Here is a 14,314-nt window from a genome sequence, read left to right on the forward strand (position 1 = left end):
CACCCTGGTGGGGAGAAACGATGGAACACGCCTTAATCGAACTGGATTGGGCCGACATTGGTTGGATGTTGGGACTCCTGGGCGCGGCGATCGCCCTTTTGCAATGGCAGGGGCTAAATCTGACAGGGCAATTACTATGGGCCGGGGGACGCACCATTTTGCAACTGATTGTGGTGGGCTATTTTCTCGCAGTGGTTTTTTCCCTGGATAATCCCTGGGCAGTGTTGCTAGTGTTGGCGATTATGTTAACCATTGCCGCCGTGGTGGCCAGAAATCGCATTAATCCCCGTAGTAAGTCTCTGTTTGGTTGGCTATGGCTTTCCTTGGGGGCGAGTACTGCCATCAGTTTGGGTTACGCCTTGGTGGTGATCATCCAGCCGCCCCAATGGTATTCCCCCCAATATCTCATTCCCCTCACCGGCATGATTCTGGGACAAACCATGAACAGCGCTTCACTGGCCGGTGAAAGATTAGCCAGTGCTATCCAGCAAAATCCCCGGGAAATTGAAACCCACCTTTGCCTAGGGGCTACCCCCGGCCAGGCGATCGCCAGTTATCGTAGGGCCGCTATCCGAGCCAGTCTGATTCCTACTGTGAACCAAATGATGGTGGTGGGCTTGGTCAGTTTGCCGGGAATGTTAACCGGGCAAGTGTTAGCTGGGGGTGATCCCCTCAATGCCTCGGTCTATCAAATTTTGATTATGTTCTTAATTTTATTGACCAACACCCTTAGTACCATTGCAGTCACCGCCACCGTTTACCGTCAGTATTTCAATCAACATCAACAATTATTGGTATAGTCAGAGCAATATTTTAAAGAGAAGCTAATTTTTATTCAAAAAATCTTGGAGATTATTTTGAATAACGTCTAAAAACTCCTGCAACTGAAACTTTGATGAAAAACGAAGTCTTTTCGTGCCGGAAAAACGTTTCTCGTTATCAAATGGCATAGCTATATTTGGACTAAGAGTTTCAAGAAAACTGGTGTAGTCGAAAAATTTAGTTTGATTTTTACTTTCTGCGATTAAGTAGTTATCTAATCCTCCTTTAATTGGTAACCATTTTTCAATTAATTTAGTTTCACTAAAAAAGCCGTTGTAAAAATCGTCAGAAGTAAGTAAACCTTTGTTAAAGTCATCACTTATTTTTAATAAAATATCACTTAGGAGCTTTTCATCATTAAAAGGCAAGAGTAATATCTCTTTTCTTGTTTCGTATCGTTTATTGGCGGCAAAAAAATCTGGCTTGTATGGACTATGCCACAAAGAATTATTGGCATTATATTTTAGAGGGAAATGGGATAGGCAAAACTTTATTAAAGATTCATTTATTTCTCCATAGATTTCTTTGACATATGATTTATATGCTTCATCAAAGCCTATATCATCAATTATGAAAAACTCTCTTAAGTGACAATCATAGCCATCTATCCAATATATTTCCGTCAATGCAGAATTTAAAACATGGTTATGAATGGATAAATTAAAAACATTATCCCTTCCTAAAGAGAAATATAAAGCACTTTTGCCCAATATTCCATTCCTGAAAGAACGAATGGTTGAATATCTATCTCTTGTTTTTAACTTCCATCCGGTCAATGCTGATAATTGATCTAGCAAAAAAATGCTTATGCTCTCGGGGTTGTCATTATCAGTAGTTATTTTGGTGGAGTTCGTATTCTTAGAAAGAGAAATATTTCGGCTGTCCATATTCAATTCAAGATCATCACGAACCATAATTAGTCTAGCTATTTCTTGTAAATCATTAAGATCGCAGGAAATATTTATTTTATTTTCTTTAATTGAAATTTCTACATTGATTTTTTTGTCTTTCATTTTTACGAATAAATAATTAAATAAAATTAATGACAAAGCATAACTAGATAAGACTTATTAAAAAAGTCATAGAGAGTAAACTTTCCCTCTATGACTCAAGATTTTTGGTCTAAATGCAAGGTCTTGTTTTAAAGCAGGAATAGCGTGGTTGCCATTTCTCTTTGATGGCTGATTTTATAAAACCGTTCTCATTTTTCACCCGGCGTTGATAAACAGCTTCACTCAGAGCATTATGAGCATCGAGCAAAACCTGACTTTCTCCGGCTTGGATACACTGCTGGCAGAGCTTAACCAAACCGGCATCCTGGGCGTTAACTCCCAAATCTGAGAGTTTCGCAAGATAATTGGGGAGAAAAGTTTCGGGGCGTAGAGTAAAATAGGGGTTCATGTAGAAGAGCCTCCTTGATGGGGCTTATTTTTTTTATAACTCAATACTCACACACATACACAAACCTGTCAAGCCCGATGTATGTATTTTGCCGTGGTGACTCCCAGATTTCAGAGGTGGAAGTCAGCTTCAAGCTAGACTAAATTGTCGACTGTCATTGTGCTGGCATATGGTCTCCAATGGGTCGTTATCATTCAAGGAATCCCCATTGTCCCCTGGGAAATTTTGCTATGATCTGCCTAGCTTTGCAGTCGGAAAACCCCAGTAATGTCTCTACTTTTGCTGGTGTTCCCCGGAAGCCCAACGTCTGTTAAGGCTAATTTTTCTGCCGTCATTTCCCACACAAATTTTTTCCCCCCTTTATGACTGCTACCCTCTCCCGGGCCGCTTGGGCCAGCAATTTCAGCCAAAACGCAGTGGAATTTGACCGCACTGGATTGGATCTGATCTCAGGACAAATTCCGGCGGAATTAAAGGGGAGTTTGTATCGCAATGGGCCGGGCCGCCTCAGTCGGAGTTCGGAAAAAGTCGGCCATTGGTTTGATGGCGATGGGGCGATTCTGGCGGTGCATTTTGGTGAAGGGCAAGCCCAAGGACTTTATCGTTACGTGCAAACCCGAGGTTATGCAGAGGAGGAAAAAGCAGGACGTTATCTTTACGGTAACTACGGCATGGTGGATCCTCAAGGGGTTTGGCATTACTGGAAAAGTTTACTGACCCAGACCGATGTGCTGAAAAATGCTTCCAATACCTCGGTAATGGCTCTGCCCGATCGCCTGTTGACCCTGTGGGAAGCAGGACAGCCCTATGCTTTGGATCTGGAGAATTTAGCTACGTTAGGCACGGAGGATTTTGGTGGCGCTTTTCAACCGGGGCAACCGTTTTCTGCCCATCCTCTGCGGGATCCAGTCACCGAGGAAATTTTTAGCATTGGGGTAGATTTTCAATTCAACCTCAACCTTTACCGTCTAGACCGCCTGGGTAATTTACTCCAGCACCGTCGTTTGAAACTGAGCCGTACTCCCTTCTGCCATAGTTTTTGCATGGCGGGGCGTTATCTGATCCTATTTTTACCCCCCATCACCCTCAATCAATTTTCCTTGCTGTTAGGTAATGTGGCCTATGCCGATGCCCTGGGTTGGGATGCCCAAGGAGGGACGAAAATTCTGGTGCTCGATCGCCAAACGTTGGAAATTGTCAGTGAAGGGGAAACGGAATCATGGTTCCAATGGCACTATGGCAACGGCTGTGAGTTGGACGATGGCAATGTGCGCCTCGATTTTGTTCGGTTCAACGATTTTGCCCAAACCAATGAATATTTGCGGGAAGTACCCACCGGAGCGGTGAAAACCTCCACGGATGGTCAACTATGGCAAGCTATCCTCAATCCCCAAACGGCCAAAATAGTTGAGTTAACCAATGTGCTGAGCCGCAGTGGTGAATTTCCGGTGATTAATCCCCAACGCACTGGTCAACCCTGGCGCTATACCTATATGGCTCTGCAACGACCAGCGGAAATCCTTGGTTCCCAATGGTTTGGGGAAATTGCCCGCATTGATTACCACACAGGGGATGTAACCACGGCTAAGCTAGGAGACCATCAGTATCCCGTGGAACCCCTTTACATTCCTCACCCGGATGACGGTGATCGGGGTTGGATTATCACTGTGGTCTATGACGGCGATCGCCATGGCAGTGAGGTGTGGCTGTGGGATGCGGATCGTTTGCAGGAAGAACCCATTTGTCGCTTAGCTTTACCCCAGGTAATTCCCTTTAGCTTCCATGGCACTTGGCGGCCTGCCTAAGCCTAGAGTCGGTGAGGCCCAGGCCCTGGGGATGGGGTAAAATTGGCCAGCCTGGGCAGACAATGGCAACGGTAGGAGTGTTGTTGAACCTGGCTAAAGCTTAAGAGAGCTCAATTTTATCAACGTTAATTTTTCAACATTTCATGTCCCATTCCACCGATCTTTCCGCCCTAGCCCGTTGGATGGCCGCCGATTTTAGCAACCAGGCCCAAGCCTTTGAAAATCCTCCTTTTTACGCCCATATCCGGGTGGCCATTCGTCCCCTCGACCAAGCAAAGTTTGGCGATCGCCTTTTATTTTTAGAACAGGCTTATGACTTTATGTTGCAGAGGCCCTATCGCCTACGGGTGCTGAAATTAAAGGTGGTGGAAGATCATATTGAAATTGAAAACTTTAAAGTCAAAGATGAGGAAAAATTCTATGGTGCGGCCAGGGATTTGGGCAAACTGGCTCAACTAACCCCCGCTGATCTCGAACCCATGCATGGCTGTGACATGATTGTGGAATGGACCGGCACCAGCTTTAAAGGGGAAGTGCAACCGGGACGGCAATGCCGAGTGATGCGGGACGGCAAGGAAACCTATCTGGAAAATAGTTTTGAGGTCAGCGAAACGGGATTAATTAGCCTCGACCGTGGTTACGATCCAGAAACCAATGAACGGGTTTGGGGCTCCGTGGCCGGTGCGTTTCATTTTGTCCGGTGGCAGAGCTTCGCCGATGAAGTTAGTTTTTAGCCAGCCTCGACTTTGTTGTTTGCCGGAGGAAACAGGTAGATTGCCCCTGAAACGAGTGTTAAAACCACCGCCATCCAGAAGATGACCATGCCAATTTGGCCATAAATTTCTGGCAACGGCGCTAACAACAAGGCGATCGCCGTGATTTGGGTAAAGGTTTTTACTTTGCCCCAGAGATTAGCCCCGGCAATTTCCGTTTGACTAGCAAGCTGGGGATTAACCCGCCAACCAGCGATTACCAACTCCCTGGCCAAAATTAAACCCACTGCCCAGGGGGGAACTACCTGCCAAGTTAACAAAATTAATAATGGGGCTAATACCAGTAATTTATCCACCAAAGGATCGAGGAATTTGCCCAACTCCGTCACCTGATTTAATCGGCGGGCCAGGTAACCATCCAACCAGTCAGTGCTGGCAGCCAGCAAGAAAATCCCCACTCCCCACCAGCAGGTTTCAGCCTCTGGAGTCGGTAGCCAAAGAAATAGTAAGGGTAAAGCCAATAAACGGGAAACCGTCACCCAGTTGGGTATATTCATCGAGAAAACGGTGTAGTGGGACTAAATTTACCAATCGAACTAGTAATGGTCGCCAGATTTACGGTGATGCACCGCCGTTACCCCGTCTTTGAGTAGGGCACCCCGGTCAGTCACCGCATAAAGTACCCAATGGTCGCCGCACTCCAACCGTTGTTGCACCCGACATTCCAGGTAGGCAAGGGATTCTGTCAAAATTGGCGCCCCATTTTCTGCCGTTTCCGTGGCCACCTCTGCAAATCGATCGCCGCCGGGGGCAAAGGGTTTGAGAAAATGTTTCATCAGTCCCAGATGGTTGCCTTCCTGCAAAATATTCAACACAAAGCAACTGTTTTTGTGTAGGAAAGATTCGATCGCCCTTTCCTTGGCCACGGCAACGGTTAAACCAGGGGGGGAAAAGGTAGCTTGGGAAACCCAGGAAGCTAACATGGCACTGCTCAATTCCCCTTGCTGGGCGGTAACCACACAGAGGGAACCCACTAAACGGCCTAGGGCTTGGTCGGTGCGGGCAGATTCCGACTCCGGCAGAGCAGATTTAGGTTGGCGACGTTTTTCTGCCTTTTTCAGAGCTTGGGCAAAATCCGTACCGGCCTCTTCGCACATTTTCAAAGTTTGGTCGGTGGGCTTAAATTTCACGCGGATGGTGTCAAAGCCAAAGCTAAAGCCCGCATCCCGAAATTTGTTTTCCAACATATCGATCGCCTCTCCACTCCAACCGAAGGAACCAAACACGCCGCACAGTTGGGTTTTGGACGCATTGGCCAGGGTGATGCCCAGGGCCGTTTGAATGGGGGTGGGGGCATGGCCGCCCAGGGTGGGGGAACCAAAAATAAAACCGGCGGATTTACCAATCGCCTCCTTAATTTCTTCTGCGTTACTGGTTTCCGCATTGATGGCCGTTACCGCTACCCCAGCTTTAGTAATGCCTCTGGCGATCGCCTGGGCCAGGGTGCTGGTATTGCCGTAGGCAGAAGCGTAAATTAAGGCCACGTTCAAAGCTTGGGCCTGCTGTTCCCTGAGCCATTGCTGATAGTTACGGGTCAACTCCCGCAAACCGTAGCGCACCAGGGGGCCATGGCTGGGGGCATAGGTCTGGGCTGGATAGGCTTCTAACTTATTGAGGGCGGCACTCACCTGGGCGGCGGCGGGGGCCAACAGACAGTCAAAGTAATAGCGACGGTCTTCTTGGTAAATAGTCCAACCTTCATCGAACACTTGGTCACCACAAACGTGGGCCCCGAACAGTTTATCGGTGAATAAAATTTCGGTGCGGGGATCGTAGGTGCATAGTTGCCCTGGGTACCGGGGGCTGGGGGTGGGAATAAACGTCAGCTCGTGGCCCCGACCCAAATCCAGACGGTCATTGCCTTTCATCACTTGGATAGGATTATTGACTTCAGCATCCGCCAGCAATTTTTCTAAATTTTGAGCGGCGGGGTTGGAGCAGATAATGGTTGCCTGGGGAGCTAGGCTCAACAAAAGCTTAAGGGTATGGGCCCGATTAGCGTTGACGTGGCCCAAAATGACGTAATCCAGGCTGTTGAGGTCTAACCGTTGAATTAGGGTGCCGACAAAATTATCGGTGAAGGATTCCCCCGGCGGGTCAAAGAGGGCAATCTTATCAGCACTGATCAGGTAACTATTGGCAGTGGTGCCCCGTTGCAAGCCATACTCAATTTCAAACTTCAGCCTATCCCAGGTGCGGGAGCGAAACACAGTGGTGTCAACGGCGATCGGGCAGATTTGAACGTCTTTGGCAGGCATGGTGAGGGGAGGGAAAAGACAACTGACCAACAACGGTAGTTGGACTGTCTCCAGTTTTGCACGGATTCCCACCGTTCACTAACCCTTCAGTTAAGGATTAAACCTGGGAGGCTTGGCGACGGGCGGCGGATTTTTCCAATAAAGATTGGGCAAAGGCTAACGCTTCTTTGGCGGAATGGCCCCCGGTGAGTTGGGCTAATTCCTGTTGGCGATCGCCGTCGGATTGGAGGGGAGTAATGCGAATGACGGTGCGTAAATCTTCGTCAAGTTGGGGATTGGTGGGATCGGCAATGTTTTCATTAATGACCACTTTGTCCACATGGAAATGGGCATCGGCCAGGGCCGCCACCAAAGGTTGATGGGTGACACAGAGCAGTTGTTGGCGCTGACTGAGTTGGGCTAGCTTGTCGGCGATCGCCTGGGCTACTTTGCCGGATACTCCCACGTCGATTTCATCAAAAATTAAGGTTTGGCTGGGGGGAGCCAGTTCACTAAAACAGGCTTTGAGGGCCAGGAGGAATCGGCTCATTTCCCCACCGGAGGCAGTGGCGGCCAAGGGTTGAATTTTTTCCCCGGTGTTGGGGCTGAAATAAAACACCACCTGTTCTGCGCCGAAACTACTGGGGGCACTGGACTCCAATTGGCAAACAAAAATTACCTTTTCCATGGCCAGGGGCTTGAGTTCTTGTACCAACCTTTTTTCTAGTTTTTGCGCCGTTTTTTGGCGAATTAAAGTTAACTGACCACAATGTTTAATTAATTCTTGTTCTGCCTTGGTCAAAGATTCTTGCAACTGGGCGAGGGATTGTTCTCCGTCCGTCAACTGGTCATATTCAGCTTGGATTTTTTCTTGGTAGGTCAAAGCTTCGGTTAAGCTAGGGCCATATTTACGACAAATCCTTTTCAACACTTGCAATCTTGCTTCCACTTCCCCTAACCGCTCTGGATCAGCTTCCAAATTATCTCCATAGCGTTGCACTTGCCTTCCTGCTTCAATTACTTGGGTTAACGCTGTTTGTACCAGTTCTAATAGGGGATCAAGGCCACTGTCAAATTCCGCCATGGTTTGCAACTGTCCTTCCGCATCCCCCAACAAATCGGCGATCGCCGGGGCATCCCGTTCACTTTGGTACAAAAGCTGGGTAGCTTGATAGCTTAACTGTTGTAGTTCCACCACATGGGAAAGTTTTTCCTGTTCTTGGATTAACAATTCCCATTCATCGCCATCGGTTAATTCTGCTTCGGTCAATTCCTGTAACTGATAGGTTAAAAAATCCAGCCGTTGTAAACGATTTTGTTCCGATTGTTGCCTAGCTGTTAAAGCTTGTTTCGCTTGGGTAAATTCCCTATAGGCTACTTCCACCGCTTGACGTTTTTCTAATAAGTTTTGCCCGCCAAATAAATCCAGTAGTTGCCGTTGTTGCCCCGGATCTAATAGTTGTTGAGTTTGGCCCTGGGCTGTAATTTCCACCAATTGGCTCCGCAATTCTGCCAAAATTTGGCGATTTACCAACACTCCATTCAGGCGGGAACGGGAATTTAATGAGCTTCCTTTTTTGCTAAATTCCCTCGTGCAGGCGATGGTGTTGCCTTCCAATGGCTCAATGGCTTGGGTTGCTAACCAATCATTAAGCTCGGTACTGGTGGAAAAAATTCCTTCAATCACACCGCTGGAACACCCCTGGCGCAAAACCCTCGCTCCGGCCTTTCCTCCTAGCAATAAATCAATCGCATCAAGCAAAATTGATTTCCCGGCGCCGGTTTCCCCCGTCAATACATTCAAGCCTTGCCCAAAGTTAATTTCTAAGCAGTCAATCAAAGCAAAGTTATTGATCCGCAGGGATAGTAGCATGAAAAATTAGCCAATAATTTGAACGTTCTGCTCTGGAGAAATATCCGTTACGATAACTAAGTCTAGAATATGAGTGCAAATCAAAGTACACTGGTTTTTCATACCCGATTCGGCATGGATTTTGATTTTACCGATGTCCGCCCCGATAAGTCCATTAAATAACCTTTAAGAGCCTGTTCGAAAAGCCCCCCTGACCTCCCAAATTTGGGGGATTTAGGGGGCGAAATAAAACTTTCCAAACATGTTCTGAAAAGTTTTTAAATTTGCTTGCTGTCCACTGAGTGGGGGGGCAGGGCAGTAATTTACTTGGGCGAATTGGTGGTTGGCGTTGTGATTGAATGGAAGATTTTTTTTGAGTTTAGTTACCAATTGGTTTATGCCCCAGCAGGGCATTTTTGATTTTGCCTAACTCCTTGACTAGTAATGGTTTTGGGCTTTTAGCCAGATTTATCTCTAACTCCTCTGCTACTTTTTTGATTCTGTCTGGGTAGATTAGGCTTAGGGTTTAATGAATGGTTGGAGGGCTGTGATCCAGATCACATACGTGGGTTAACCGGGATAATAAAATACAGTTTGGTGAAATGAAGGGTGGTGGTAGAGAGTTGACCCAGCTTCAAACAAGAACCAAAGTTCAGTGTTCCTAATGTAATTCTTTTGTTTTTATTTTCTTTTATTGATTGCTTTCCTATCTCGCTCACTTTATTTTTACTCACAGTTGAAGATCAATTATGAATACTCGCTTTTTCCTCAATTTCCTCACTGCCCCCAAACGTAATGCCGGCTTTGCCATGCCCATGGTAATCATGGCTGGCTTAGTTATTACCGTGGCGGCCGCCGCTATTGCCATGAAGGGCATGAATGACCAAAATCAGGTCACTTCCAAGGCCATGAAACAACAGTCCGAGGCGATTGCTGAAGCAGGGGTGACACAAGTGCAAAATTTTTTACTCGGATCAAAGTTCATGGCTTTGTATCCTAAAGACAAGTGGGAAACAGCTATAACAGTCAATGGTGATGGCAGCGTTACGATTAATGATACTGACCTGCAACAATATGTGACGAAAGTTGCAACTTCTCTGGCATCTGGCGGAGGAGCGGGAGGAAGTGACGCTTGTTCTAGTGGCAGTCCTCCTACTTCGGCTGAAATCACGGCCCAGGAAACTGTAGTCAAGTCGGCATTGAAGGATCTTCGCACTGCTGCAGTTACGGGCAAAGATTTGGTGGCTGGTGATCCTAGCAAGGGAAGATTTCGCCTTACTAGCTTTAGCTATCAGGGATATGATTCGTCTGCCGACCAAAGCTATTATCCTCCGTCTGGGGAAAGTTGGTTGGCTCAAATGACCGTTGAAGGTGAGGTTCCAGGACAGGAAGCTAAGACAACTATTACAACGACGATTCCTGTCTCTGTGAATCCAGAAATTGAGGAAACTCCTTTTGATGTAAGTAGCATTTCCCCTGGATTATGGGTTAAGGAAGGAGGGGTTAATGATGCTAGTAAATCGGAAACAAGTTACAACGGCAGTGCTGGGGCCATTGACGGGGATATTGCCATTAGTGACTGCGGCGATAGCATATCCGATGAATATATAGACGAGCTGAATGAGGCTCAACAAGAAAGGTATGACGACGGGGATACTGATAAGTTGTACAAGGCTTATCGCACGGATGCTCCTATGCCGCAGATTCCGAGCATTCCCGCAGGTGTAACTCCTTACACGTTGAATGGTTCTGCTTCCCTGCCGAGGGCTGGTGAAACTCCTGCCGCTGATGGTTATTACTATTACTCCAGTGCTTCCGATTTAGGGGATATTGATTTGGATCGTAGCGATGGTAAAAAGTACAGAATTTATCTCTATGGGGATATTCCAAAAACAACAGAAATCAATAGTGATTGTGACGATGACGAAGATTGTGTGGCTACTAATCTACAAATTTTTGGAATGAAATCTTCTGGTGGGGAGATTTGTATGAACGGAAATTCTAACCGTGCGGTAGCTGCCTTTGTTCTTGCTCCTAACTATGCTCTTGGAAAAACGGGAAATGGTAATTTTCTCGGAACCTTTATTGTTGAGAGTTTCGGTAAAATTGGCAGTTGTGGTTCCAACAATGGAAAATTGGCAATAGTTTCCACCCAACCTTCGGACACTGTTCCAGATGAGTTTACAGTTTCTGCTTCATCCGCTTATCCCATACCAGCAATAGGTGCCATTACTGCATGGCAGGCTTTAGAAACTGAGAGCGTTGGAACAGTGCCTGCATTATCTTCTCCACCTGTCGATTTGGGCGGTCGTCTTGTTTCTCAAGCTCCATCTCCCAGTCCCAGCCCTTCTCCCAGTCCCAGCCCTTCTCCTAGTCCCAGCCCTTCTCCCAGTCCCAGCCCTTCTCCTAGTCCCAGCCCTTCTCCTAGTCCCAGCCCTTCTCCTAGTCCCAGCCCTTCTCCTAGTCCCACTGTTACCCCAACACCTACTCCCACTCCCACTTGTCCTTCAGGAGAAAAATGGAACCCCAACTCTAAAAAGTGTCAAAAAGACAATAGTAAGTAAATCTTATATATTTTCCTGAAGCATCCAGTAAAATTCAACAGCCTCTAACAACAATATCAAAATTTTTTAGGCAGACCCCAGCGGTTTGCCTTTTTTTGCTTATTTTCCCAGAATTAAGGCTACAATCGCAGAGAGAGAATTTTAACCCTTTCTTACCCAGCCATTAATAGTAAATCGACTATCCGCGAAAGCTTGGGAAGGACATCTTACCGGCAGAACTTCATGCATATAGCGACTGAGAAAAAAGACAATGCTGTTATTAATTGGCTGTACAGTTTTAAATGATTCAGCGGCTACATAAAAATTATTTTCGATTTTACTGTCATAAATGGCTAGCTCTCCACCAGAAAAGGCTTTAGGCTCTCGGTTAAAGTAATAAACATAGGTTAATTCACGGGTAGCAGAATCGGGGCTACCATTATCATTATGTACTTTGTAATAATTTCCATGGTTATGGGCAGTAAGTTGAGCTTCTACATAATCAATTTGAAAAGATTGTATTTGTAGATCATTAATTAGTTGGGGTAAAATTGCCTTTACTCGTTCTATTATTAATTCCGAAAACGGTGCAAAAATTGGCAAAAACATGGAGCGACGATAATCAGAATCATTAGCTGAATTACTTGTAGGCAGGAAATTATTTTCATTCTGAATTACAAATTTAAACAACTGCTCTAACTCTGTAGCACTCAAAAAATCTTTCACTTGAACAAAATGAGATGGCAAAATCTCCGGCGAAACTTGGGATGTAACTGAAGTAAATTGTTGCTTTATCTTAACTTGACCTATAGATGAATTATTAGCCAAATCATTATAAAATTTGTGATTAATTAGAGATGAATATGCGTAGGATTTTTCAGCTTGACTAACAGTTGATTGTGAATAAGATTCGACCTGAGACTGGTTAATAATTTGCCAAAGTTTATAATTACCCTGATGGCTAACTAAAGTGCAAACAAAATTTCGCCAAGCAAACTGAAATAATACCTCTTGAGTTTTCAACATATTTAAGGTCTCTACATCAAACTCTAGCAAAATACACAATTCTTCCGTCGTTATCCAGAATTCGGAATCACTAACTTGCTTAACTAAGTTAAGTTGCTGAATTACCGCATGAAGTTTAGTTTGCAATGGTTCTTGCATAATTCTGAGCATAGTAGTTAGAAGAGTGTTGACAATCGCTTTAACAATCATTTTCTCATGATCAAAATCCTTTGGGCAGATCCCGGCGGTTTATCTTCTTTTTTGTCCGCTTTATCTACAGGGACATTTTTGGTCCGGGGTTATCTGGCGATCAAGAATAGAATTCTGCTTGGCGATCCATATTGTCCATATTGGTAGTGGGCTTATTTCATTCGCACCTAGGATAAACTAGAAAAGCATCATTTTATATTCTGGGATCTCAACTATGAATACTATAAAAATATCAGTACCCATTGAATCCCTTGCTCAGGCGATCTGCTCCCTAAATTGGAGTGAACAACAAAAACTAAGAGAAATTTTAGATGATCAACTTTTTGAGTCTGAAGAAGAATGGGAGCATAGCCCTGAAATTAAAGCAGAAGTTGCAGAAGCAAAAGAAGCTTATCAACAAGGAGAATACCAAACCTTATCAGAATTTATTACCCAAGAATCTAAAGATTAATGATGAATTATGAAATCATTGTCCCGAAGCCAGTATAAAAACAGCTTAAACAATTAACTCCTGAAATTTATTCAAAAATCATTGAAAGAATCTCTGAATTGGCTAATGAACCACGTCCCGCAGGAACAAAAAAACTAACAGGGACAGCCAGTGAATATCGAATTAGAATTGGAAATTACAGAGTGCGTTACGAAATTGACGATAAAGCTCAATTAATCATTATTTGAAGTTGTCGTCACCGTCGTGATGCTTATAAAAAATAATAAGTGCTGTTAGAAGGTGTTTCTAACACACTCCTATCAAGCCTTAAGCTCTTAGACAAACCCCAGCCGTTTACCTTGTTTTTTGTCCATTTTTCTACAGCGACATTTCTAGTCTGAGGTTATCTGGCGATCAAAAATAGGATCATGCCTGGCGATCGGGTATCGCTAAAATAAGGTAGTCCAAAGGGAAAAGCAATGCTGGACTTCCAGACTTTTATCGCCATCATCACCACGATCCTGGTGTTTATAACCGGAGTAGCCCTCAAATATGAAACCATCTACCTCAGAAACTACCAACTCCATATTCCCCAATGGGCAGGACTCAGCTTCGCCGGGATTACTTTCACGTTTGTGGTCTTGGATCAACTCCTACGGGGGTTTGTCCGACTTGAGGAAGTACAACGCCGAACTGAGGAAGGGCAACGCCGAATTGAGGAAGAGCAACGCCGAATTAAGCAAACAGAACGAGAAACTCGCCGAACTAGAATCGAAACTAGATACCGTATTGCAAGCATCCAGTACCAACTTGATCCCAACAACCTCCACCGACAGCAATTAGGGGATATTCAAGCACTTCTCGAAGAATATCAAGATACCCTTTAGCTAATTGGCGACCAGATTCTTGTCTGGCAGTCAAGGATGGGGTGGTTTTTGGCGATCGGGTAATATTGCGAGATTGGAGAGATGTTTTCGTCGGCGATCGGATATTAACGGCATATCTACTAGGTAGCCCGAACAATGCTCAAAAATTGATGTCGGCGATCGAGCAATTAGAAAATGGTCAAGGTGTTGAAAGGGAGCTATTGGAGTGAAGCTAATTTTCTCTGAGCAATCCTGGAGCGATTATATTTACTGGCAACAAAACGAGAAGAAAATACTTAAAAGAATCAATACCTTAGTTGAATTAATTTGATAGAAAAAGACGATCACCTTAACAGCGATCGCCAAACTG

The 14,314-nt window shown here is 45.2% G+C and carries 14 protein-coding genes and 1 pseudogene; 9 read left to right on the plus strand and 6 right to left on the minus strand.

The genetic code is table 11. The features are described 5' to 3' along the window. Positions 1-20: 20 nt before the first annotated feature. A complete protein-coding gene (locus tag BWK47_RS09470; protein WP_010873084.1) occupies positions 21-800 on the plus strand; it encodes an ABC transporter permease in 780 nt (259 codons plus the stop codon). A 24-nt stretch (positions 801-824) separates the two neighbouring features. Here BWK47_RS09470 and BWK47_RS09475 read toward each other — a convergent pair whose 3' ends face one another. Together BWK47_RS09475 and BWK47_RS09480 are read right to left on the minus strand one after the other, a co-directional pair. After that, complete coding sequence (locus BWK47_RS09475; protein WP_162328453.1) at positions 825-1,835, minus strand: hypothetical protein; 1,011 nt, start codon at positions 1,833-1,835, stop codon at positions 825-827. Between the two features lie 109 nt (positions 1,836-1,944). Further along, positions 1,945-2,223 carry a hypothetical protein gene (locus tag BWK47_RS09480; protein WP_162328454.1) on the minus strand — a complete coding sequence of 93 codons (279 nt, stop codon included), beginning with the start codon at positions 2,221-2,223 and terminating at the stop codon, positions 1,945-1,947. 362 nt (positions 2,224-2,585) lie between these two features. On the opposite strand from BWK47_RS09480, the gene BWK47_RS09485 reads away from it, so the two are divergent. Together BWK47_RS09485 and BWK47_RS09490 are read left to right on the plus strand one after the other, a co-directional pair. Then, positions 2,586-4,028, plus strand: coding sequence for a carotenoid oxygenase family protein (locus tag BWK47_RS09485; RefSeq protein WP_162328455.1), 1,443 nt, complete (start codon positions 2,586-2,588; stop codon positions 4,026-4,028). A 143-nt stretch (positions 4,029-4,171) separates the two neighbouring features. Then, a complete protein-coding gene (locus BWK47_RS09490) occupies positions 4,172-4,762 on the plus strand; it encodes a chromophore lyase CpcT/CpeT (RefSeq protein WP_010873087.1) in 591 nt (196 codons plus the stop codon). Here BWK47_RS09490 and pgsA read toward each other — a convergent pair. The 3 genes from pgsA to recN are packed head-to-tail and all read right to left on the minus strand — an operon-like array spanning position 4,759 to position 8,911. After that, on the minus strand, positions 4,759-5,298 hold the full coding sequence (pgsA, locus tag BWK47_RS09495; protein ID WP_162328456.1) for a CDP-diacylglycerol--glycerol-3-phosphate 3-phosphatidyltransferase: 540 nt from the start codon (positions 5,296-5,298) through the stop codon (positions 4,759-4,761). The two genes, BWK47_RS09490 and pgsA, sit on opposite strands and share 4 nt — an antisense overlap. A gap of 39 nt (positions 5,299-5,337) precedes the next feature. After that, the gene (locus BWK47_RS09500; protein WP_162328457.1) at positions 5,338-7,131 is read right to left on the minus strand and encodes a diflavin flavoprotein; all 1,794 of its coding nucleotides are present in this window, start codon (positions 7,129-7,131) and stop codon (positions 5,338-5,340) included. 25 nt (positions 7,132-7,156) lie between these two features. After that, positions 7,157-8,911 (minus strand): DNA repair protein RecN, encoded by a 1,755-nt coding sequence (gene recN / locus BWK47_RS09505; RefSeq protein WP_162328458.1) that lies wholly within the window; start codon positions 8,909-8,911, stop codon positions 7,157-7,159. A 788-nt stretch (positions 8,912-9,699) separates the two neighbouring features. On the opposite strand from recN, the gene BWK47_RS09510 reads away from it, so the two are divergent. Further along, on the plus strand, positions 9,700-11,454 hold the full coding sequence (locus BWK47_RS09510; protein ID WP_204250399.1) for a hypothetical protein: 1,755 nt from the start codon (positions 9,700-9,702) through the stop codon (positions 11,452-11,454). Positions 11,455-11,595: 141 nt separating this feature from the next. Here the strand turns inward: BWK47_RS09510 and BWK47_RS09515 are convergent, their stop codons facing one another. Continuing rightward, complete coding sequence (locus tag BWK47_RS09515) at positions 11,596-12,648, minus strand: 2OG-Fe(II) oxygenase (protein ID WP_162328460.1); 1,053 nt, start codon at positions 12,646-12,648, stop codon at positions 11,596-11,598. Positions 12,649-12,862: 214 nt separating this feature from the next. Here BWK47_RS09515 and BWK47_RS09520 point away from each other — a divergent pair, with 214 nt between their 5' ends. The 5 genes and pseudogenes from BWK47_RS09520 (at position 12,863) to BWK47_RS17395 (ending at position 14,275) form a co-directional block, all read left to right on the plus strand. Further along, on the plus strand, positions 12,863-13,099 hold the full coding sequence (locus BWK47_RS09520) for a hypothetical protein (protein ID WP_162328461.1): 237 nt from the start codon (positions 12,863-12,865) through the stop codon (positions 13,097-13,099). Positions 13,100-13,164: 65 nt separating this feature from the next. Beyond that, the gene (locus tag BWK47_RS17325; protein ID WP_336235118.1) at positions 13,165-13,326 is read left to right on the plus strand and encodes a type II toxin-antitoxin system RelE family toxin; all 162 of its coding nucleotides are present in this window, start codon (positions 13,165-13,167) and stop codon (positions 13,324-13,326) included. 231 nt (positions 13,327-13,557) lie between these two features. Next, complete coding sequence (locus BWK47_RS09530; RefSeq protein ID WP_237269578.1) at positions 13,558-13,965, plus strand: hypothetical protein; 408 nt, start codon at positions 13,558-13,560, stop codon at positions 13,963-13,965. Positions 13,966-14,072: 107 nt separating this feature from the next. Beyond that, positions 14,073-14,174: pseudogene (locus BWK47_RS09535) on the plus strand (type II toxin-antitoxin system Phd/YefM family antitoxin); the annotation flags it as partial. Beyond that, a complete protein-coding gene (locus BWK47_RS17395; RefSeq protein ID WP_162328462.1) occupies positions 14,171-14,275 on the plus strand; it encodes a type II toxin-antitoxin system YoeB family toxin in 105 nt (34 codons plus the stop codon). The pseudogene BWK47_RS09535 and the gene BWK47_RS17395, both read left to right, overlap by 4 nt. Positions 14,276-14,314 lie beyond the last annotated feature (39 nt).

This window comes from Synechocystis sp. CACIAM 05, from assembly GCF_010222815.1.
GTDB lineage: Bacteria > Cyanobacteriota > Cyanobacteriia > Cyanobacteriales > Microcystaceae > Synechocystis.